This window comes from Rhodobacter sp. P2_H5, assembly GCF_056403335.1.
This window is the reverse complement of sequence record NZ_JBFUFS010000005.1, coordinates 18117-39220: the sequence shown is the minus strand read 5'-3', so window position 1 is coordinate 39220 and position 21104 is coordinate 18117. Positions and strand designations below refer to the sequence as shown.

General features: G+C 65.9%; 20 protein-coding genes. 10 read left to right on the top strand and 10 right to left on the bottom strand.

Annotation, left to right across the window (positions count from 1 at the left end):
* Positions 1 to 28: 28 nt before the first annotated feature.
* Positions 29 to 589, top strand: a complete 561-nt coding sequence (locus AC1DVR_RS08100) for an NAD(P)H oxidoreductase (RefSeq protein WP_478000046.1) — start codon at positions 29 to 31, stop codon at positions 587 to 589.
* Positions 590 to 680: 91 nt separating this feature from the next.
* Here the strand turns inward: AC1DVR_RS08100 and AC1DVR_RS08095 are convergent, their stop codons facing one another.
* Entirely contained in the window at positions 681 to 1742 is a 1062-nt protein-coding gene (locus AC1DVR_RS08095) for an ABC transporter substrate-binding protein (protein ID WP_478000045.1), read from the bottom strand.
* A 389-nt stretch (positions 1743 to 2131) separates the two neighbouring features.
* Here AC1DVR_RS08095 and AC1DVR_RS08090 point away from each other — a divergent pair, with 389 nt between their 5' ends.
* The 5 genes from AC1DVR_RS08090 to AC1DVR_RS08070 all read left to right on the top strand — a co-directional run bounded on the left by AC1DVR_RS08090 (position 2132) and on the right by AC1DVR_RS08070 (position 7659).
* On the top strand, positions 2132 to 3364 hold the full coding sequence (locus AC1DVR_RS08090) for an aminotransferase class V-fold PLP-dependent enzyme (RefSeq protein WP_478000044.1): 1233 nt from the start codon (positions 2132 to 2134) through the stop codon (positions 3362 to 3364).
* A 64-nt stretch (positions 3365 to 3428) separates the two neighbouring features.
* Positions 3429 to 4841: a cryptochrome/photolyase family protein gene (locus tag AC1DVR_RS08085; RefSeq protein ID WP_478000043.1), complete on the top strand. Its 1413-nt coding sequence runs from the start codon at positions 3429 to 3431 to the stop codon at positions 4839 to 4841.
* 52 nt (positions 4842 to 4893) lie between these two features.
* The gene (locus AC1DVR_RS08080; protein WP_478000042.1) at positions 4894 to 6105 is read left to right on the top strand and encodes a class I SAM-dependent methyltransferase; all 1212 of its coding nucleotides are present in this window, start codon (positions 4894 to 4896) and stop codon (positions 6103 to 6105) included.
* Between the two features lie 41 nt (positions 6106 to 6146).
* Complete coding sequence (locus AC1DVR_RS08075; RefSeq protein WP_478000041.1) at positions 6147 to 6590, top strand: TrgA family protein; 444 nt, start codon at positions 6147 to 6149, stop codon at positions 6588 to 6590.
* 1 nt (position 6591) lies between these two features.
* The gene (locus tag AC1DVR_RS08070; RefSeq protein ID WP_478000040.1) at positions 6592 to 7659 is read left to right on the top strand and encodes an NUDIX domain-containing protein; all 1068 of its coding nucleotides are present in this window, start codon (positions 6592 to 6594) and stop codon (positions 7657 to 7659) included.
* Positions 7660 to 7796: 137 nt separating this feature from the next.
* Here AC1DVR_RS08070 and AC1DVR_RS08065 read toward each other — a convergent pair whose 3' ends face one another.
* On the bottom strand, positions 7797 to 8975 hold the full coding sequence (locus AC1DVR_RS08065) for a Gfo/Idh/MocA family protein (RefSeq protein WP_478000039.1): 1179 nt from the start codon (positions 8973 to 8975) through the stop codon (positions 7797 to 7799).
* Between the two features lie 4 nt (positions 8976 to 8979).
* Positions 8980 to 10035, bottom strand: coding sequence for a sugar phosphate isomerase/epimerase family protein (locus tag AC1DVR_RS08060; RefSeq protein ID WP_478000038.1), 1056 nt, complete (start codon positions 10033 to 10035; stop codon positions 8980 to 8982).
* Between the two features lie 352 nt (positions 10036 to 10387).
* Here AC1DVR_RS08060 and AC1DVR_RS08055 point away from each other — a divergent pair, with 352 nt between their 5' ends.
* The 3 genes from AC1DVR_RS08055 (at position 10388) to AC1DVR_RS08045 (ending at position 13870) form a co-directional block, all read left to right on the top strand.
* The gene (locus AC1DVR_RS08055) at positions 10388 to 11044 is read left to right on the top strand and encodes a GntR family transcriptional regulator (protein WP_478000037.1); all 657 of its coding nucleotides are present in this window, start codon (positions 10388 to 10390) and stop codon (positions 11042 to 11044) included.
* 112 nt (positions 11045 to 11156) lie between these two features.
* Positions 11157 to 12551 carry an aspartate aminotransferase family protein gene (locus AC1DVR_RS08050; protein WP_478000036.1) on the top strand — a complete coding sequence of 465 codons (1395 nt, stop codon included), beginning with the start codon at positions 11157 to 11159 and terminating at the stop codon, positions 12549 to 12551.
* 140 nt (positions 12552 to 12691) lie between these two features.
* Positions 12692 to 13870 carry an MFS transporter gene (locus tag AC1DVR_RS08045; RefSeq protein WP_478000035.1) on the top strand — a complete coding sequence of 393 codons (1179 nt, stop codon included), beginning with the start codon at positions 12692 to 12694 and terminating at the stop codon, positions 13868 to 13870.
* Here the strand turns inward: AC1DVR_RS08045 and AC1DVR_RS08040 are convergent.
* The 5 genes from AC1DVR_RS08040 to AC1DVR_RS08020 all read right to left on the bottom strand — a co-directional run bounded on the left by AC1DVR_RS08040 (position 13867) and on the right by AC1DVR_RS08020 (position 18486).
* Positions 13867 to 14673, bottom strand: coding sequence for an alpha/beta hydrolase family protein (locus tag AC1DVR_RS08040; RefSeq protein WP_478000034.1), 807 nt, complete (start codon positions 14671 to 14673; stop codon positions 13867 to 13869). The two genes, AC1DVR_RS08045 and AC1DVR_RS08040, sit on opposite strands and share 4 nt — an antisense overlap.
* A complete protein-coding gene (locus AC1DVR_RS08035; RefSeq protein WP_478000033.1) occupies positions 14670 to 15833 on the bottom strand; it encodes an alpha-hydroxy acid oxidase in 1164 nt (387 codons plus the stop codon). The genes AC1DVR_RS08040 and AC1DVR_RS08035 overlap by 4 nt, the downstream gene beginning before the upstream one ends.
* Before the next feature lie 4 nt (positions 15834 to 15837).
* Complete coding sequence (locus AC1DVR_RS08030; protein ID WP_478000032.1) at positions 15838 to 16416, bottom strand: TMEM175 family protein; 579 nt, start codon at positions 16414 to 16416, stop codon at positions 15838 to 15840.
* A 74-nt stretch (positions 16417 to 16490) separates the two neighbouring features.
* Positions 16491 to 17282 carry a tryptophan synthase subunit alpha gene (gene trpA, locus AC1DVR_RS08025; protein WP_478000031.1) on the bottom strand — a complete coding sequence of 264 codons (792 nt, stop codon included), beginning with the start codon at positions 17280 to 17282 and terminating at the stop codon, positions 16491 to 16493.
* Between the two features lie 232 nt (positions 17283 to 17514).
* Positions 17515 to 18486: a glycoside hydrolase family 43 protein gene (locus AC1DVR_RS08020; RefSeq protein WP_478000030.1), complete on the bottom strand. Its 972-nt coding sequence runs from the start codon at positions 18484 to 18486 to the stop codon at positions 17515 to 17517.
* 179 nt (positions 18487 to 18665) lie between these two features.
* Here AC1DVR_RS08020 and ychF point away from each other — a divergent pair, with 179 nt between their 5' ends.
* The gene (gene ychF, locus AC1DVR_RS08015) at positions 18666 to 19763 is read left to right on the top strand and encodes a redox-regulated ATPase YchF (RefSeq protein WP_478000029.1); all 1098 of its coding nucleotides are present in this window, start codon (positions 18666 to 18668) and stop codon (positions 19761 to 19763) included.
* A 124-nt stretch (positions 19764 to 19887) separates the two neighbouring features.
* Here ychF and AC1DVR_RS08010 read toward each other — a convergent pair whose 3' ends face one another.
* Positions 19888 to 20196 carry a phosphoribosyl-ATP diphosphatase gene (locus AC1DVR_RS08010; RefSeq protein ID WP_478000028.1) on the bottom strand — a complete coding sequence of 103 codons (309 nt, stop codon included), beginning with the start codon at positions 20194 to 20196 and terminating at the stop codon, positions 19888 to 19890.
* 11 nt (positions 20197 to 20207) lie between these two features.
* Positions 20208 to 20969, bottom strand: a complete 762-nt coding sequence (gene hisF / locus AC1DVR_RS08005; protein WP_478000027.1) for an imidazole glycerol phosphate synthase subunit HisF — start codon at positions 20967 to 20969, stop codon at positions 20208 to 20210.
* Positions 20970 to 21104 lie beyond the last annotated feature (135 nt).

The following is a 21104-nucleotide window of genomic DNA, read 5'->3' as shown; positions in this document are numbered from 1 at the left end:
GTCAGGTCGTCATCATGGAGGCGTCGCCATGCGCATTCTGCTTGTTCTGGCTCATCCAAGGTCCACATCGCTGTGTCATGCCACCGCCCGCGCCTTTGCGGCGGCGGCACAGGCTGCGGGTCACGAGGTCGAATGGGCCGACCTCGCCGCCGAGGGCTTTGACCCGGTGCTGCGCCCGGAGGACGAGCCGGACTGGGACAATCCCGCCAAGGTCTATTCGCCCGCAGTCCAGGCCGAGATGGCCCGGATCGAACGCAATCTGGCCACGGTCATGGTCTTTCCGGTCTGGTGGTGGTCGATGCCCGCGCTGATGAAGGGCTGGGTGGACCGGGTCTGGAACAATGGCTGGGCCTATGGCGGGGCAACCTATCCCCATGCCAAGGTCGCCATGCTGGCCGTCGCCGGCGGCAGTGCCGCCTCGTTTGCCAAGCGCGGCTATGATCAGGCGATCGAGGTGCAGCTCGAAACCGGCATCCTGCGCTATTGCGGCGTGGCCGAGCCCGCGCTCCACCTGCTTTACGACAGTTTCGAGCCCGAGGGGCAGGCGCGGATTCTGGCCCGCGCGGCCGAGATCGGCGCTGCGTTCTGAGGGGCCTTCTGCGGGGCGTTCTGCGGGCGGGCTTTCGAAACAGCAGCGCCCGGGACGGGCCCGGGCGCTGGAAGTCTTGAGTGCAGGGGGCTCAGAAGCCCGCTTTGATATTCTCGAACTCTTTCACCATCTTGTCACGCTCGGCCGGATCGATCGGGGTCTGGGCCAGAAGCGTGGTGTCGATCGGATCGACATCCGCCGCCTTCAGGTCTGCCGGGTCGATCGTCTTCATGCCTTCGGTGTTGGTCGAGGCATAGCCGACATTGGTCAGAAGCGCCTTGGCCGCGCCATGGTCGAGCCAGGCGTTGATGAAATCATAGGCCTTGTCTTCCTTGCCCGGTCCGTTCTTCAGGTTCACCCAGCCGCAAAACCAGCTGGAGGCGCCTTCCTTGGCCTGACGCTGGAAGCCCACCGGGAAGTTCTCGGCGCGCAGAAGCGCGATGGTGTCGTTCCACGACCAGGCCACCTGCACCTCACCCGAGGCCATCAGCTGGCTCAGTTGCGACGGGTCGGCCCAATAGGCCACCACATTCGGATGCACCTTGCGCAGCCAGTCCGCCGCCGCCTTGAACTGTTCGTCCGAGACATTGGTCCAGTCCTTCACGCCGGTGGCGAGCAGGGCCAGCGCCCAGACGTCATCGGCATTGTCGGGCAGGGAGATCCGGCCAGCATATTTCGGGTTGGTGAAGACGTCGAGCGAGGCCACATCCTCGGCCGGGACATCCTTGGTGTTATAGGCGATGGCGGTATAGGCGTAGTCGGTCGGGATGTACCAGACGCCCGTGTCATCCTTGAAGATCTTGGAATTCAGGAAACGCGGGTCGATTTCCTTGAAATTCGGGATCTTGGCGGTGTCCCATGGCTCGATCAGCCCGGCATCGCGGTATTTCTGGATCATCTGGCTGCAAGGATGCGCCACATCGGCCTTGAAACCGGAGGAGAGCTTCTGGAAGGCCTCGTCGTCATCGGCGAAGATCGAGTAGGTCGGCATCGCGCCGTTCTTGGCGACATAGGGCGCCATCAGATCGGGCAGCTGGAAGCCCGACCAGTCGAAGGCCGTCAGTTCGGCATCATCGGCGCGGGCGAGCGTGCCGCCCAGGCCAAGCGACAGCGCCAGAGCGGTGCCAGTGATAAATTTCGAGATGCGAGACATGAGTTCTCCTTGTTGGATCGTGCCTGTTGGATCAGGCCGGTTTTTTCCTTTGCCAGAATTTGATCAAACCCTGTCAAAGTGCAACCGTTCCGCGATTTCGACGCGCTTATTTTGCGGCAAAGTGCCGATGCCGCAAGTCACCTTTTCGCGCAGAGGGTGTCTTCGCCCGAAAAAGCAGCAAATCGGCCCGGATACTGCCTGTCGGGCGGGCTGCGGGGCGGGTGCTTCTGCTCGCTTGCCTGCGCAGATCCGGCTTGCTAGGTCTTGGGGCGGCGCATCCTGCGGCACCTTGCCCGCAGCCTGCACCTGCCGCCACACCTGCGGCTCGGCTGGAAGACCTGCCACACCACCCCCCACGCGGGGACCTCAGCCTGATGGAGCGGCATCCGATGACCAAACTCGACCTCGATTTCGTGCGCAGCCAGTTTCCGGCCTTTCAAAGCCCGATGCTGTCCGGCCATGCCTTCTTTGAAAACGCCGGCGGATCTTTCCCCTGCAAACAGGTGGTGGACCGGCTCCACCGCTTTTACACCCACCGCAAGGTGCAGCCCTATGCGCCCTATCCCGGGTCCGAGGACGGCGGGGCCGAGATGGACGAGGCGCGCGCCCGGCTTGCGGCCCTGATGGGCTGCGCAAAAGAGGAGCTGTCCTTTGGCCCCTCGACCAGCGCCAACACCTTCGTTCTGGCCAATGCGGTCAGGCTTTGGCTGCGCGGCAAGGATGCGGCGATCGTCGTGACCAATCAGGACCACGAGGCCAATTCCGGCGTCTGGCGCAGGCTCGCCGACGAGGGGATCGAGGTGCGCGAGTGGCAGATTGATCCTGCGACCGGATCTTTGGACATCGCGACGCTGCGGCCCCTGCTGGCCGATGGCAAGGTCAAGCTGATGGCCTTCCCGCATTGCTCCAACGTGGTGGCCGAGTTGAACCCGGTGGCCGAGATCTGCGCCCTGGCCAAGGCTGCCGGTGTGCGCACCGTGGTCGATGGCGTCAGCTATGCGCCGCATGGCCTGCCGGACTTTCCGGCGCTTGGTGCGGATGTCTACCTCTTCTCCGCCTACAAGACCTATGGCCCGCATCAGGGCATCATGCTGATCGGGGCGGAGTTTGGCGCCGAACTGCCGGCACAGGGCCATTGGTTCAACGCAGGCTCGCTGTACAAACGTTTCACCCCGGCGGGCCCGGACCATGCCCAGATCGCGGCGAGTGCCGGCATGGCCGATTACATCGACGCACTTTATGCCCATCACGGCGGCACCTCGGCCGCCCCGGCCGAGCGCAACCGGATGGTCCACGACCTGATGCGCGCGCAGGAAGTGGCGGTGATCCAGCCGCTGCTGGACTATCTTGCTGGCCGCAACGACCTGCGGCTGATCGGGCCGCGGGACGGCGCCTTGCGCGCGCCCACGGTGGCTGTGGCGCTGGACCGTGAGGCGGAGACCGTCTCGCAGGCCCTCGTAGCCGAGGGCATCGCCTGCTGGGCCGGCGATTTCTACGCCGTGCGCCCGATCGAGGCGATGGGCCTTGACCGCGCCCGGGGTGTGCTGCGGATGTCGGCGGTGCACTATACCTCCGATGCCGATGTGGCGCGGCTGATCGCGGGCCTTGAGCGCGTGCTTTAAGGCGGGGGCGAAGTGATCCATCCGGTCCTCTCGGGCGTAAACCCTTGAAAGACATGGAGTGCGGATGACCAAGCCCCCGATTATCCTGTGGTTCCGCCGCGATCTGCGGCTGGCGGACCACCAGGCCCTCAGCGCCGCCCTGGCGCTGGGGCATCCGATCCTTCCGGTTTTCGTGCTGGATGACCACACAAGCTCCATCGGGGCTGCGGCGCGCTGGCGGCTTGGCCTCGCGCTCGAAAGCTTTGCGGCGCGGCTGGAGGCTTTGGGCAGCCGCCTGATCCTGCGCCGCGGGCCCGCCGGCCCGGTGCTGGAGGAGCTGGCGGCCGAGACCGGGGCCGCGGGCCTGTTCTGGAGCCGGAGTTACGACCCCGAAACTCAGGACCGCGATGCGGCGATCAAATCCGCCTTCCGGGCGAAGGGGCTTCTGGCGCAGTCGCATCAGGGATTTCTGCTGCACGAACCCTGGACGGTGACCAACGGGGCGGGGGTGTTCTACCGGGTCTACACGCCGTTCTGGAACGCGGTGCGCGACCGGCCGATCGCAGCCCCGCTGGCCGCGCCGCAGCACCTGCCAGCACCCGCGCAGTGGCCGCAAAGCGACCGGCTGGAAGACTGGGCGCTCGGCGCTGCGATGCGGCGGGGGGCCGCGGTCGTAGCCAAGCACCAGCATGTGGGGGAGGCTGCAGCGCAAGCCCGCCTCGCCCGCTTCATCGCCACCAAGGTGGACGCCTACAAGGCCCGGCGCGATTATCTGGCGGAGGGCGCAACCTCGGGCCTGTCGGAGAACCTGACCTATGGCGAGATCAGCCCGCGTCAGATCTGGCATGCGGGCCAGCGCGCCCGCGTCGAGGGCGCGGCGGGGGCGGAGCATTTCCTGAAGGAACTGGTCTGGCGCGAGTTTGCCTGGACCCTGCTGTTTCACACCCCCCATATCGCCCACACCTCCTGGCGCCCGGAGTGGGAGAGCTTTCCCTGGCGCGGCGACACTCCCGATGCCGAGGCCTGGCGCCGTGGCCTGACCGGCGAGCCCGTCGTCGATGCCGCGATGCGCCAGCTTTATACCACCGGCACCATGCACAACCGGGCGCGGATGATCGTGGCCTCGTATCTGACCAAGCACCTCCTGACCCATTGGAAGGTCGGGATGGACTGGTTCGCCGAGACGCTGACCGACTGGGACCCGGCCTCCAATGCGATGGGATGGCAATGGGTTGCAGGATCGGGCCCCGATGCGGCGCCCTATTTCCGAATCTTCAACCCCGAGACCCAGGCCAAGACCTACGACCCCGATTCCCTCTACCGCCGCCGCTATGTGGCGGAGCTTTCGGCCCGGCCGGGGGCGGAGGCGCTGGATTACTTTGCCGCCGTGCCGCAAAGCTGGGCGCTCAGTCCCCAAACCCGCTATCCCGCCCCGTTGATCGCGCTGGACGCCGGGCGGGCGCGGGCGCTGGACGCCCTTGCGCAGCAAAGGGCTTGAGTGTGCGCAAATGTTCTGGAAACATGTCGTTAAGACTTAAATCGAGGGCGCCATGACAATCCTCACCTCCACCAAGGGCCAGAAGGGCCTGCCGCGCTATTTCGGCCCGGCCTTCGCGGCGATCAAGGGCTTGCAGCGCGGGCGGCTCGACTTCCGCCTGCCCGATGGCCGCATCTTCCGCGCCGAGGGCAAGAACCCCGGACCCGCCGCCCTGATCGAAGTGCACAACCCCGACATCTTCGCCCGCCTGATCCGCGAGGGCGATCTGGGCTTCTGCGAGGCCTATCTGGAGGGCTGGTGGACGACGCCCGACCTTTTGGGCTTCATGGACCTGATCCAGCAGGGCAATGACCAGGTCTATGACGCCTTCCCAGGCATGGGGCTGGTGCGGGCCTATGAACGCCTGCGCTTCTGGCTGCAGTCAAACTCCAAGACCCAGGCCCGGAAGAACATCAGCTACCACTACGACCTCGGCAATGATTTCTACGGCCTCTGGCTGGATGAGAGCATGACCTATTCCTCGGCGCTGTTCAAATCCGGGCAGGAAAGCCTTGAGAAGGCGCAGGAGCAGAAATACGCTTCGATGGTCGACCTGATGCGGGTGAAGCCGGGCGACCATGTGCTGGAAATCGGCTGTGGCTGGGGCGGTTTTGCCGAATATGCGGCGGCCAAGCGCGGGCTGAAGGTGACGTGTCTGACGATCAGCGCCGAGCAGTTCAAATATGCCGTGGACCGGATGGCGCGGCTTGGCCTGTCCGACAAGGTCGAGATCAAGCTGCAGGATTACCGCGACGAGACCGGGGTCTATGACGGCGTGGCCTCGATCGAGATGTTCGAGGCGGTGGGCGAGAAATACTGGCCGACCTATTTCGACACCGTGCTGAAGCGGCTGCGCCCGGGCTGCCTTGCCACCTTGCAGATCATCACGATCGCCGACCATCGCTTTGAAACCTATCGCAAATCGGTGGACTTCATCCAGAAATACATCTTCCCGGGCGGCATGCTGCCCTCGCCCTCGGTTCTGCGACGCGAGGTGGAGAAGGCGGGGTTGAAGGTTCTGGGCTCGATCGAGTTCGGCAAGAGCTACAGCCAGACCCTGCGGCGCTGGCATGATGTTTTCAACGCGCGCTGGTCCGACGTCGCCTCGCAGGGGTTCGATGACCGGTTCCGCCGGATGTGGAACTTTTACCTGACCTCTTGCGCCGGCGCCTTCGAGGGCGGAAACTGCGACGTCACGCAGATCACCATCGCCCGTCCGGCCTAAGCGGACCGGCGAGACAAGACCAGAACAGGAAGCCCGCGCCGATGCCGACAGCCACCAAACTGGTCTCTGCGCTGGTCTTTACCGTGGTCGGGCTTTGGGCGGCGCTGGAATATGTGCCGCAGCTGCCGGAAGGCATGGATGTCGGGTTCTTCCCGCAGATCATGATGGCGCTGGGCTTCGTGATCGGCTGGCGCGCGCTGGGGCGGACGGCGGGGCGGGGCTATGGGGAATCGGTGGGTCACGGCATGCGGACCTCGGTCCTGCTGACCTTCTGGGCGCTGTTCGGCTTCAGCACCTATACGATGATCATGCGGTCGACCAAACAGATCTACCGGGCCGACCCGGGGCGGGCGCTGTTGGATATTCCCAAGATCATGATGGAATATGGCAAGCTTCTCGCCGCGCCCGAAGTGCTGGTGGCGCTGGGCGTCGGCGGGCTTTTGGGCGGCGTTCTGGCCGAAATGGCCGCGCGGCGGTGGAGTTAGCATGAGCGTGCAGGTGTTTCTGGCCGGTCTGGCCGCAGAGGCCGGGCTGCTGCGCCTTGTCTTGGGCGAAGAGGCCGGGGCGCAGGGCTTTGCCAGCGGTCTGGCGCTGGCGCGCGCGACGGAAGGCCCCTGGTCCGTGCCGATCCGCGGCGCGGAACGGATAGCCGGGGTGATCCTGACGCTGGAGGCCAAGCCCTTTGCCCGGCTGGATTTTCTTCTGCGCGGCCTTGGGCTCTGGCCGGAATCCGTCTCGAGTTCGGAGGGGGATACGCTTGTCTATCTGGGGCAGGGCACGCCTGCCACCGATGCGGACCTGGCGCCCCGGGACCGCGAGGTTGTCCTCACGGTGGTCGCGGATATTCTGGCGCTTGAAGGCTTGCAGACCGCGGAAAAGATCGCGGCGCGGCTGTTCGTCCTGATGGTGCGGGCCGCCTCGCGGCTGCGCGCGCGCGCGGCCCCGCCCGCCACCTTGCGCCACCCGACCGCGCCGGGCGATTTCCGCGTCGCGGCCTTTCGCCAGCCCTATGCGCATTACTTCGCGGTCGAGGAATATGACGTCAGCTGGCGCCGCTTCGACGGCAGCGACAGCGAGACCGTGACGCGGGCGGCTTTCCTGTCGGGCGATGCGGTGACGGTGCTGCCCTATGACCCGTTGCGCGACCGCGTGCTGGTGGTGGAGCAGTTCCGCGCCGGCCCCCTCGCACGCGGCGATCGCGAGCTCTGGCAGATCGAAGCCATCGCGGGCCGGATCGACCCGTTCGAGACGCCCGAGGAGGCCGCCCGCCGCGAGGCCAAGGAGGAGGCCGGCCTCAGCCTGGACGAGCTCTTGCCGGTCTCGCGCTTTTACCCGAGCCCGGGAGCGGTGGGGGAATATATCTATTCCTTCGTCGCGCTCACCGACCTGCCCGATGGCTGCGCGGGGGTCTATGGCGTGCCGGGCGAGGCCGAGGACATCCGCGGCCACCTGATCTCTTTCGCCGAACTGATGGATCTGGTGGCCAGCGGCGAGATCGAGAACGCGCCGCTGATCCTGACCGCCCTTTGGCTGCAGCGCGAACGCGGTCGCTGAGGGCCGGATTGTGCCGGGAAGATGGGCAGTATTGCCCATCCTACGGGATAACCGGGGTGCGGCGGGACCTGGGCCGGACCCCGGGGCTGTCTGCCCCGGACCCCGAGGATATTTTGCTCTGGATGAAGCCGGGGCCGTCAGAGCGCGAGTTTGGTCCAGCTGCCGTTCTTGCGCGAGGAGCGTACGCAGGCATCGACGAAGGCCACGCCCTGCAGACCTTCCGCCAGCCCGGGGAAGGTCACGGCGGCATCGGGGGCCGTGCCGTCGCGGCGGGCGATGATGGCGCGGGCGGCTTCGGCGTAGATATTGGCGAAGCCTTCGAGATAGCCTTCCGGGTGGCCGGAGGGCACGCGGGTGACGCGGGCGGCAGCCTCGCCGGTGCCGGGGCCGCCGCGGGTCAGGCGGTATTTCGGCTGGCCGAGCGGGCCGACGTAGAGATAATTGGGGTTCTCCTGTTCCCATTCGATGCCGGCCTTGGTGCCGAAGACGCGGAGGCGCAACCCGTTTTCCTGGCCGGCGGCGACCTGGCTGCACCAGAGCGTGCCGCGCGCGCCGCCCTGGTAGCGCATCAGGACATGGCCGTTGTCATCGAGGCGGCGGCCGGGGACGAAGCTTTGCAGGTCGGCGGAAAGCTCATCGAGGGTGAGGCCGGTTACGAAGCTTGCGAGGTTGAAAGCATGGGTGCCGATGTCGCCCGTCGCTCCGCCTGCGCCGGAGCGGGCCGGGTCGGTGCGCCAGTCGGCCTGTTTCTGGCCCGTCGCCTCGACCGGTTCGGAGAGCCAGTCCTGAATGTATTCGACGTTGACCAGGCGGATCTCGCCCAATTCCCCGGCGGCGATCATCTCGCGCGCCTGACGGATCATCGGGTAGCCGGTGTAATTATGGGTCAGGGCGAAGATCACGCCGGAAGCCTCGGCGGCTTTGGCGAGTTTCTTCGCCTCGGGCAGGGTGGCGGTCAGGGGTTTGTCGCAGATCACATGGATGCCGCGCTTGAGGAACTCCAGCGCCACCGGGGCGTGGAGGTGGTTCGGGGTGACGATGGCGACCGCCTCGATCCCGTCCTTCCGGCGCGCCTCTTTCTGCGCCATTTCGGCATAGGAGGTATAGCTGCGCGCCACGCCGAGGTCGGCGGCGGAGTCGGCGCTGCGGGCGGCATCCGAGGAGAAGGCGCCGGCCACCAGTTCGTACTGGTCGTCCAGACGGGCGGCGATGCGGTGGACGGCGCCGATGAAGGCGCCCTGGCCGCCGCCGACCATGCCGAGGCGGATGCGCGGGGCGCGGGCGGTCTTGCTGTCGGGGGTTGCGGTGATGGTCATGGGCTTACTCCAGTCCAAGCATGCGGCGGTTGGCGGCGCGGTCGGTGCCGGCATCGGCGAAATCGTCAAAGGCCTTTTCGGTGACCCGGATGATATGGTTCTTCACGAAGGCCGCGCCTTCACGGGCGCCGTCCTCGGGGTGTTTCAGGCAGCATTCCCATTCGACCACCGCCCAGCCGTCAAAGCCGTATTGCGTGAGTTTGGAGAAGATGCCGCCGAAATCGACCTGACCATCGCCGGGCGAGCGGAAGCGGCCGGCGCGGTTGACCCAGGACTGGAAGCCGCCATAGACGCCTTGCCGGCCGGTCGGGTTGAACTCGGCATCCTTGACGTGGAACATCTTGATCCGGTCGTGGTAGATGTCGATATGGTCAAGGTAATCAAGGCATTGCAGCACATAGTGGCTGGGATCGTAGAGCATGTTGGCGCGGGTGTGACCCTCGACCCGGTCGAGGAACATCTCGAAGGTCACGCCGTCATGCAGGTCTTCGCCGGGGTGGATCTCGTAAGCGACGTCGACGCCGCAATCCTCGGCATGGTCGAGGATCGGGAGCCAGCGCCGGGCCAGTTCGTCAAAGGCCTCTTCCACCAGACCGGCGGGGCGCTGCGGCCAGGGGTAGAGATAGGGCCAGGCGAGGGCACCGGAGAAGGTGGCATGGGCGGAAAGGCCAAGGCGGCGGCTGGCGCTGAGGGCCTGCTTGACCTGATCGGCGGCCCAAGCGGCGCGGGCCTTGGGATCCTTGTGCACCGAAGGCGTGGCAAAGCCGTCGAACTGGGTGTCATAGGCAGGATGGACGGCGACGAGTTGGCCTTGCAGGTGGGTCGAAAGCTCAGTGATCTGCACGCCATTGGCTTCGGCCACGCCCTTGATCTCGTCGCAATAGGTTTGCGAGGTGGCGGCCTTGGTCAGATCGAACAGCCGCGCGTCCCAGGAGGGGACCTGGACCCCCTTGTAGCCGCAAGAGGCGGCCCATTTCGTGATGCTGTCCCAAGAGTTGAAGGGTGCCGCATCGCCCGCGAATTGCGCCAGAAACAGCGCCGGGCCCTGGATCGTCTTCATGTCAATTCTCCTCCTGTCAAATCCTGTGGGCTTTCGGCCCGGTCCGGGGCGCTTGCGCTAACAGGCGGCGCACCCGGTCACTCCCGGCGGGATGATGCCTTGAGAAAATGGGCGCAGGCAAGGGCTGGACTGTGATGCGGGACGGGAATTATCGGGGGCAAGTCGGGGGGGCTGCGCGCCCCCCCGAACCCCCCGCGCCCAAGGGCGCTGCGCGCGCCCTTGGGGAACCCCGGCGGGATATTTTTGTCTGGATGAAGCGGGAAGGGGGGCGGCCTTGATCCCTTGGGGAAATACGGCCTTGATTGCGGGGAAAAAGCGGTCATAACGGCGTTTGATCAAACCAGGATGGCTGATGGACGACACGCGCAAGATCCCGACCCATGAAGTCACCTATGCCCGGCTCAGGGACATGATCCTTTTCGGGCTGCTGGAGCCCGGGGCGCCGGTGACCATTCAGGGGCTGATCAATGATCTGGGCGCGGGGATGACTCCGGTGCGGGAAGCGATCCGCCGGCTGGCGGCCGAGGGCGCGCTGCTGCCGCAGGGCAACCGGCGGGTCACCGTGCCGCGCCTGACCCCGGGGCTTCTGGACCAGATCGCCTTTGCCCGCCTGACCATTGAGCCGAAGCTGGCCGAGCTCGCGGCCGCCAACCTGACCCCGGCGCTGATCGCGCGGCTGGAGGAGATCGACAGCACCGTCGATGCCGCGATCCGCGAGGGCGACATCACCGCCTATCTGGCCAGCAACCACGCCTTTCACTTCGCGCTTTACGAGGCCTCAGACGCGCCGGTGCTGGTCGACATGGCGCGCTCGCTCTGGCTGCGCTTCGGGCCCTCCTTGCGGATCGTGATTGCCAAGGGCGCGGCTTCCACCCTGCCGGACCGCCATGAAGAGGCGGTGGAGGCGATGAAGCGCGGCGATGCGGCGGTGCTGGCGAAATCGATGTATTCCGACATCGCCCAGGGCGTCGATCAGGTGCGCGCTGCCCTGGAACGTGGCGAAATCTGAGCCTCTTGCCGGCGTGCGCAGATAATTTGATCAAATTTCTTGATTGGCCGGGGATTTGATCATAAACTGCCGCGAAGGGCAGCGGATTCGCCCATAGTTTGCAGGGGTCACCATGAACAAGATCACCAACCACATGCCGACGGCCGAGCTTCAGGCGCTGGACGCGGCCCACCACATGCACCCTTTCACCGATAATTCGGCGCTGGCCAAGAAGGGCGCCCGGATCATGACCCAGGGCAAGGGCGTCTGGCTGACCGACTCGGAAGGTCACAAGATCATCGACGGCATGGCGGGCCTGTGGTGCGTCAACATCGGCTATGGCCGCACAGAGCTTGGCGATGTCGCCAAGGCGCAGATGGACCAGCTGGCCTATTACAACACCTTCTTCCAGACCAGCCATGTCCCGGCCATTGCTCTGGCCGCCAAGCTAGCCCAGCTTGCGCCCGAAGGCATGAACCACACGTTCTTTGCGGGGTCGGGCTCGGAAGCCAATGACACCAACATCCGCATGGTGCGGCGTTATTGGGACATCAAGGGCCAACCGGAAAAGCGCATCATCATCGCGCGGACCAATGGCTACCATGGCTCGACCCTGGGCGGCGGATCGCTCGGCGGCATGTCGGGGATCCATGCCCACGGCGGCAAGATCGCCGGCATCGTCCATATCGGCGAGCCGAACTGGTGGGCGCAGGGCGGCGACATGACGCCGGAGGCCTTTGGCCTGATGCGCGCGCAGGAACTGGAAAAGATGATCCTGAACCTCGGCGTCGAAAACGTCGCGGCCTTCATCGGCGAGCCGGTGCAGGGCGCCGGCGGCGTGATCATTCCGCCGACCACCTACTGGCCGGAGATCCAGCGCATCTGCGACAAATACGGCATCCTCCTGATCGCGGACGAGGTCATCACCGGCTTTGGCCGCACCGGCAACTGGTTCGGGTCGCAGACCTTCGGGATCAAGCCGCATATCATGACCATCGCCAAGGGCCTGTCCTCGGGCTACCAGCCGATCGGCGGCTCGATCGTCTGTGACGAAGTGGCGGAAGTCATGGGGTCTTCGGGCGATTTCAACCACGGCTATACCTATTCCGGCCACCCGGTGGCCGCCGCCGTGGCGCTGGAGAACCTGCGGATCATGCAGGAAGAGCATATCGTCGAGCATGTCCGCGACGTGGCCAACCCCTACCTCGCCAAGCTGTGGCAGGGCCTGACCGAGCATCCCCTGGTCGGCGAGGCCAAGCTGGTCGGTCTGATGGGCTCGATCGCGCTGACGCCGGACAAGGCGACCCGGGCCAAGTTCGCGGGCGAGCAGGGCACCGTCGGCTACCGCTGCCGCGAGCGTTGCTTTGCCAATGACCTGATCATGCGCCATGTCGGCGACCGGATGATCATCTCGCCGCCGCTGGTCATCACGACCGAGGAGATCGACATCCTGATCGCCCGGGCCTGGAAATCGCTGGACGAATGCTATGCGGGGCTGAAGGCCGACGGGCTGTTGAAAGCCGCCTGAACCGGGGCTGAAATCGCGACGGGAAGGGGTCTCGCGGGGCCCCTTTTTGCTGCGCGAACCGCGGGCCCGGTGCCGCGGACAGAATGTGCGAAGTCGGCCCCGGATGCGCAGGGGCCGGCCCGATCCTGTAGGGCAAGGCCATGATCAGAACCGAAGTCCAAAACCCGACCTCCAGCCTCGTCCTGGCCCGCCCCGCTCTGGCGGCCTTTTTCGGCATGGGCCTGATCTGGGGCTGCTTTGCCGCCGATCTGCCCGACATCAAGGCCCTGCTCGGGGTCAACGAAAGCCAGCTTGGCCTTTTGCTGCTGATGACGCCGATCTCGGCCATGTTGGCCATGCTGGCCGCGGGACGGATTGGCGAGGCCTTGGGCCGTTTTGCGCTGCCGGGGACTGTCCTGGCCATGGCGCTGGCCTATGCGGTGACCGGGCAGGTCTCGGTCTGGTATCTGTTCCCGCTGGCCATGCTGGGCTGCGGGGCGGCGACCGGGGCGCTGGACGTGCTGATGAACGCCCGCGTCGCGGCGATGGAGGCGCGGGGGCGGCCCTTGATGAACCTCTGCCATGCGGCTTATTCCTTCGGCTATGCCTTTGGCGCGCTGGGCACCGGAGCCCTGCGCTCGTTCGAGGCGAGCCCGGCGGTGGTGCTGGGGGTGATCGCGCTTTGCGCCGCACTGGCCGCCCTGATGACGCTGGAGGCGGATGGCCGGATCACCGGCTTGCGCCGTCTGAAGGGCGAGACCGGACCGGGTCTGGGGATGATCCCGCTGATCGGCGGCGGGATCGTGCTGATCGCCTTCCTGTCGGAGAATGCCGCCGAAAGCTGGTCGGCGCTGCATATCGAGAAGACGCTGCACGGCTCGCCCGCGCTGGGCTCGGCGGGGCCGGCGGTGCTGGCGATGACCATGGGGCTGGCGCGGCTTCTGGGGCATGGGCTGTCGGAGCGATTCACGCCGCTCAGGCTGTTGCTGACCGGCTCGGCGATTGCCGCGACCGGCGCCGTCGCCGTGGCGGCGGCCACCAGCCCGGCGCTGGCCTATGCGGGCTTCATCGTGATGGGGATGGGGGCATCGGTGATCTCGCCCACCGCCTTCACCATGGTCGGCGCTTCGGCCCTGCCCAAGGACCGCGCCCGCGCCGTGGCCCGCGCCACGATGCTGGGCTATGCGGGCTATTTCGTGGGGCCGCCGAGCCTTGGCCTGATCGCCGGCGCCTTCGGCCTGCGCGCGGCCTTCGTCTTTGCCGCCGTCATGCTGGCCTTTGTCTGGCTTCTGGCCCCGGTCCTGGTGCGGCTTGGCAAGGCCGCGAAGGGCGGGTCTTAAAGCCCGGCCTGCCGGTAAAACGCCACCGTGCGGTCCAGCAAGGTGTCGAGCATCTGCGGGCCTTGGGTTGCGTTGAAGGAATGGTCCATCTCGGCCAGATAGGCCTGCTGCGGGCCATCGTGGGCATCCAGGAACTTGTCGGCGGCATGGGGCAGGACATCGACGTCCTTGGTGCCATGCGCCACGAAGAGCGGGCCCTGATAGGCCGCGATCTCGGCCGGCGGGTCAAAGTCGCGCATCCCCTCGAAATAGCCCTGCTTCAGCGCGATATCGCCCCAGATCATCTTGATCCGCACCGGCGTCTCGCCCGCCGTCAGGCCCTTTGCCACCACCTCCGCCCCCAAGAGCGCGCCAAGGCTTTCCTGCGGGTCGGCCAGCGCCGCCCAAAGCGCCACCGCAACCGGCACATTGGTGCGCCCGGCGATGGCCGAGGCGACAAGCCCGCCCTGGCTCCACCCCAGCACGGCGATCCGGTCGCCCTGCACCCGGGGTTCGGCCTGCAGCACCTGAAGCGCCATCAGGGCATCGGCGATCTGGCCCTCATAGGTCGTGTCGGCGAAATCGCCCTCGCTTTGCCCACTGCCGCGAAAGTCGATCCGCAGCGAGGCCAGCCCCTGCTGCGCCATCCGCCGGGCCGAGCGGGAAAACACCCCCTCGCCGGTGCCGGTCACGGGCATCTCGTCCCGCGTGCCGGTGAAGCCATGCAGCATCAGCACGACCGGCGCCGGCGCGCCCGAGGGCAGGCAGAGCGTGCCGATCACCTGCTGACCGTTTACGGTGAAGTGCAACAGAGTTTCGATCATTCCCAGCGTCCTTCAAATCCCTCGGGCACCAGCACATGCTCCCGCCCGAATTCGCGTGCCTTCTGCACGCCGCACAGCGCCATGGTGATGTCCATTTCCTTGTGGATCACCTCCAGCGCCTTGGTCACGCCAGCCTGGCCCATGGCGCCAAGGCCGTAGAGGAAACTGCGCCCGATGAAGGTGGATTTCGCCCCCATGGCCAGCGCCTTCAGCACATCCTGACCCGAGCGGATGCCGCCGTCGAGGTAGACCTCCATCTGGTCACCCACCGCGCGGACCACCTCCGGCAGGCTGCGGATGGTGGAGAGGGCGCCGTCAAGCTGCCGCCCGCCGTGGTTCGACACCAGGATCGCATCGGCGCCCGAGTCCAGCGCCAGCCGCGCATCCTCGGCATCCAGAATGCCCTTCAGGATCAGCTTGCCGCCCCATTTGTCGCGCAATTTCCGCACCTTGCCCCAATCGAGATGCGGGTCGTAATTGGCGTTGGACCAGGTGTTGAGGTCGTTGAGCGTCACGACGCCCTTGGCATGACCCACCACATTGCGGAAGGTCCGCCGCTGGGTCATCGCCATGCCGAGCGACCAGCCCGGATGCAGCGCCATGTCGAGGAGGTTGCGCGGCGTCATCTTGGGCGGGGCAGTCAGGCCGTTCTTGATGTCCTTGTGGCGCTGGCCGAGGATCTGCAGATCCAGCGTCAGCACCAAAGCCTCGCACCCGGCCCGGCGGGCGCGGTCGATCAGGCCATCGACGAAATCCTCGTCCTGCATGACGTAAAGCTGGAACCAGAAGGGCGTCTTGGTATGGGCCGCGATATCTTCGATCGAGCAGATCGAGAAGGTCGAGAGGGTGAAGGGCACCCCGAAAGCCTCCGCCGCGCGGGCGGCCTTGATCTCGCCATCGGCGCATTGCATGCCCGCCGAGCCTACCGGCGACAGCGCCACCGGCATCGCGACCTTGCGGCCCATCATCGTGGTCTCGGTCGTCCGCCCGCTCAGATCGCGCGCCACACGCTGGCGCAGGCGGATCTTGCTGAAATCGCTGGAATTCTCGATGAAGGTCTGCTCGGTGTAGGAGCCGCTTTCGCAGTAATCCCAGAACATCTTCGGCACGCGGCGCCGGTGGATCTGGCGCAGATCCTCGATGCAGGTGATGGGGGTCACGGGCTTACTCCTGAGCGGTGGCGCGGACAAAGCGGCGGTCGGGCACGATCCAGATCGCCGCAACAACGGCCACCAGCCCCATCGACATGAAAGGCTGGAAGAAGGACAGGATCAGCGCCCCCAGATAGGCCGCGATCGAGATGGCCTCCTTGCGGCTGCTGCCGTGGCTTCTGGAAAACTGGCTGTCGCGACCGTGCTGGCTTTCCAGGGCGCGGACCAGCAGGTAATAGGAAAAACCGCACATCAGCAGGTCGGCCGTGTAAAGGAACACTGTGACCCCGGCGAATTCATTCTCGCCGATCAGGCCTGTGACGAAGGGCATCAGCGAGAGCCAGAACAGAAAGTGCAGATTGGCCCAGAGCACCCAGCCGCCGATGTGGCGCACCGCCTGGAACATGTGGTGATGGTTGTTCCAGTAGATGCCGACATTGATGAAAGACAGGGCGTAGCACAGGACAATCGGCACCAGCGGTTTGAAATCCACCCACTCAACGCCGTGTGGGGCATGCAGCTCCAGCACCATGATCGTGATGATGATCGCGATCACCCCATCCGAAAACGCCTCGATCCGCCCCTTGGTCATGCTCGCCCTCTGATTGCTGGCCCGAGGTTAAGACGCCGTGGCCTGCCGACGCAAGGGCCGGCAGTGCGCCCGCCTCAGGCCTTGTGCGCGCCCGCCGCAAGGCCTGCGACAAAGGCCAGGATCTCGGACACCGGGCGACCGGTGCTGATTTCCTTGACGATGGCAGAGCCCACGACGCAGCCATCAGCCACGGCGGCGATGTTCTGGGCGGTCTCGGCGGTGTTGATGCCAAAGCCCACGATGACCGGCAGGTCGGTCTTGGCCTTGATCCGGGCCACCTCGGGGGCCACGTCGCGGGCCTGGGCTGCGGCGGCGCCGGTGATCCCGGTGATCGAGACATAATAGACGAAGCCCGAGGTGTTTTGCAGCACCTTGGGCAGGCGCTTGTCATCGGTCGTGGGGGTGGCCAGCCGGATGAAGTTCAGCCCGGCCTTCTGGGCGGGGATGCACAGCTCGTCATCCTCTTCCGGCGGCAGGTCGACGACGATCAGCCCGTCGATGCCCGCCTCGTTCGCCTCGGCCAGGAAACGGTCGACGCCGCGCGAATAGATCGGGTTGTAATAGCCCATCAGGACGATCGGCGTGGTCTGGTCGCCGGCGCGGAAATCGCGGATCATCTGCAGGGTCTTGTCTACCGTCATCCCGCCTTCGAGGGCCCGCTGACCGGCGAGCTGGATCGTCGGGCCGTCGGCCATCGGGTCGGTGAAGGGCAGGCCAAGTTCGATGATGTCGACGCCCGCACCCGGCAAACCGCGCATCACCGCCAGCGAGGTCGCCACATCGGGATCACCCGCCATGATGTAAGACACGAAGGCCTTGCGGCCCTCGGCTTTGAGCCGGGCGAAAGTGTCATCGATTCGGGTCATGTCAGCGATCTCTGCAAGGGAATTTCCTGCACGGATTTGCACGGGGGCGCAGGGAAAAGCAATGGGCAGGACGGAATTGCGCGCCCTGCACCCGCTTTGGATCTGGCGCTGCTGCCCTGAGGTAACGGCACCTCGGGTGCAGCGCCGTGGTTTCGGCGCGAAGGCCGCGGTCGGGGCGTGACGGCGCCGCGGTGACAGGCTTGTCGCGGCAGGCCGCGTCGCCCCTGCCGGATCAGGGCAGGGGTACAGGGTCCGGCTCGGCCACGCCCGTGGTGGCATTGGCGTTCAGGATGCCCTCCGCCGCCTTGGAATCGTCCAGCGCATCCAGGGTCAGGTCGCGCGGGCTGCGTTTCTGCGCGCTTTCCCTTTGCCGGTAGACCAGCCAGCTCTTGCCCGCGCCATCGACCACCACCGTGGGCACCCCTGGGGAATAGACCGCAGGATTGCGCGAATTGGCCAGGATCGGGTTGTTCGGCCCGCGCGTGAAGGGCCCGTCCGGTGATTTCGACACCGCATAGCCCACGGCATAGCTTTTCGCGCCAAAGGGACCGCCGGTGTAGATCAGGAAATACAGGCCGGCGCGCTGGATCACCGTCGGCCCCTCGACCGACGGATAGCCGCTGTCCTCAAAGGTGCCGGGCTGCGGATGCAGGATTTCCTTGGCCGAGCCTGCGACCGGCGTCGCCGGATCCGACATCTTCTGCACCCAGATGCCCTTCTGGCCCTTCGCGTCGTTCTTGAAGTAGAGCCAGAGCCCCCCGCTCGCGTCGCGCATCGGATAGGGGTCGATGCCATCCGGCGCCACGACGCCCAGATCGGTGAAGGGTCCGGTGAAATCCGCCGCTTTGGCGACATGGACGGCCTTGTTCGGCCCCTTGGTCACCGTGGTGTAATAAAGGTAGAGCTGCCCGTCGCCGTCGCGGAAGAAGCTGCCCTGCCACAGGGCCGTGCCCGGGTCCTGCTGCAGGATCGGCACCGGATCGGTCCAGTGCAGCAGATCGCGCGAGGTGCTGTAGAGGTAATATCCGCCATTGCCCCTGCCTTTGCCTTCCCCGACCGGATAGGTCAGGTGATAGACCCCGTCCATCTGGGCAACATCGGGATCGTTGATGTCGGTCAGGACCGGGTTTTCATAGGCAAGGGCGAGGCCCGGAAGACCCAGCACCAGCCCGAACAGCAGGGCGATGAAGCGGCGCAAAAGCATGAATACTCCTGATCGAGGCGGATTTGCCCCAGCGTCCTCTGGTCCGGTCCATCGTGCAAGTCAAACGGTTGCGAGGCGGTTAACAAATTGCGAAAGACGGAGTTACGGCGCGATTTTGCGGGCCTTGACCCCAAGCCGCGCTGCTCCTATGCCGCAATGCGTCAGATCCGGAGGGTGTCATGGGTTTCAAAATGGGTATCGTGGGGTTGCCGAATGTCGGGAAATCCACCCTTTTCAATGCGTTGACCCGGACGGCTGCTGCGCAGGCCGCCAACTTCCCGTTTTGCACGATCGAGCCGAATGTCGGCGAAGTGGCCGTCCCGGATGCGCGGCTTGATACTTTGGCCGCAATTGCCGGCTCAAAACAGATCATTCCGACCCGGATGACCTTTGTCGATATCGCCGGCCTGGTGCGTGGCGCGTCGAAGGGCGAGGGCCTGGGCAACCAGTTTCTGGCCAATATCCGCGAATGCGATGCCGTGGCCCATGTGCTGCGCTGCTTTGAAGATGGCGACATCACCCATGTCGAGGGTCGAATCGATCCGGTGGCCGATGCCGAGACGATCGAGACCGAACTGATGCTGGCCGATATGGAATCGATCGAGCGGCGCCGCGCCGGTCTGGCCCGCAAGCTCAAGGGCGGCGACAAGGAGCTGGCCGACCAGGACCGTCTGCTGGCGCTGGCACAAGTGGCGTTGGAGGCGGGCCGCCCCGCGCGCACCGTCAAGATCGACGAGGATGACCAGCGCGCCTGGCGGCTGCTGCAGCTGCTGACGGCAAAGCCGGTGCTTTACGTCTGCAATGTCGAAGAGGCCTGTGCTGCGACCGGCAACAGCCAGTCCGACCGCGTGGCCGCGATGGCCAAGGCGCAGGGCGCGGGCTCGGTCGTGATCTCGGCCCGGATCGAGGAAGAGATCAGCCAGCTTCCCGCCGACGAGGCCGCGATGTTCCTGGAAGAGATGGGCCTGCACGAGGCCGGGCTCGACCGGCTGATCAAGGCCGGCTACGACCTTCTGGGCCTGCAGACCTATTTCACCGTCGGGCCGAAGGAAGCGCGGGCCTGGACGATCCTGAAGGGCACGCTGGCGCCGCAGGCGGCGGGCGTGATCCATGGCGATTTCGAGAAGGGCTTCATCCGCTCCGAAACCGTGGCTTATGCCGATTATGTCGCGGGCAAGGGCGAGGCCGGGGCCAAGGAAGCCGGCAAGTTCCGCGTCGAGGGCAAGACCTATGAGGTGCAGGACGGTGACGTGCTGCACTTCCTGTTCAACGCCTGATCGGCTTCGTCACCTGAAACCTGGGCAAACCTCTGGGAAGATGGGCATATTGCCCATCCTACCGGCCCGCGTGGGATCTGGTGCCAAGGGCGGTTGGTAGGATGGGCAATGTGCCCATCTTCCTCTAGCGCGCGGCTTTCTCGGCGATGCCTGAGGTGCCCTCACGCCGGGCGAGTTCGGCTTCGACATCGGCCAGGGTGACGTCGCGGGCTTCCAGCATCACCAGTAGATGGTAGAGCACATCGGCAGCTTCGGAAGTCAGTTTGGCGCGGTCGCCCTTGACGGCTTCGATGATCGCCTCCACCGCCTCTTCGCCGAACTTCTCGGCACATTTCTCCGGGCCCTTGGCAAGGAGCTTGGCGGTCCAGCTGGTCTCGGGGTCGGCGCCCTTGCGGGCGGCGATGGTGGCGGCAAGACGGTCGAGCGCGCTCATGCCAATCTCCTTCAATTCAGCCGCATCGGGATGCCGGCGGCGGCCATATGGGCCTTGGCCTCGGCGATGCTGAAGGTGCCGAAGTGGAAGATCGATGCGGCCAGCACCGCCGAGGCGCCGCCCTGCGTGACACCCTCGACCAGGTGGTCCAGCGTGCCGACCCCGCCCGAGGCGATGACCGGGATGCTGACCCCATCGGAGATGGCGCGGGTCAGGGGCAGGTTGTAGCCGCCCTTGGTGCCGTCGCGGTCCATGCTTGTCAGAAGGATCTCTCCCGCGCCCTTGGCCGCCACGGTGCGGGCAAATTCCACCGCGTCGATGCCGGTGGATTTGCGGCCGCCATGGGTGAAAATCTCCCACTTTCCGGGGCTGACCGTCTTGGCATCAATCGCCACCACGATGCATTGCGAGCCGAACCGGTCGGCGGCCTCGGCCACGACATTTGGATCGGCCACGGCGGCGGAGTTGAACGAGACCTTGTCGGCCCCGGCCAAGAGAAGCGCGCGGACATCGTGATGCGTGCGCACCCCGCCGCCGACAGTCAGCGGCATGAAGCATTGCTCGGCGGTGCGGGTGACGAGGTCGAACATCGTGCCGCGGTTTTCGTGGGTGGCGTGGATGTCGAGGAAACACAGCTCATCGGCACCGGCCGCGTCATAGGCGCGGGCGGCCTCCACCGGGTCGCCGGCGTCGATCAGGTTGGTGAAGTTGACACCCTTGACCACACGGCCATCGGCGACATCAAGGCAGGGGATGAGGCGGGTTTTCAGCATGGCTCGAGTTTAGCGCGAAGCCCGGGCGGGGGGAAGGGGGCGCTGCCCCCCGGCTGCGCCTCCCCCCGGGATATTTGGGTCTGAATGAAGGGAGCAGGTTGAACCGGGGAAAAGGCTTGCCAAACGCGTGGGGAT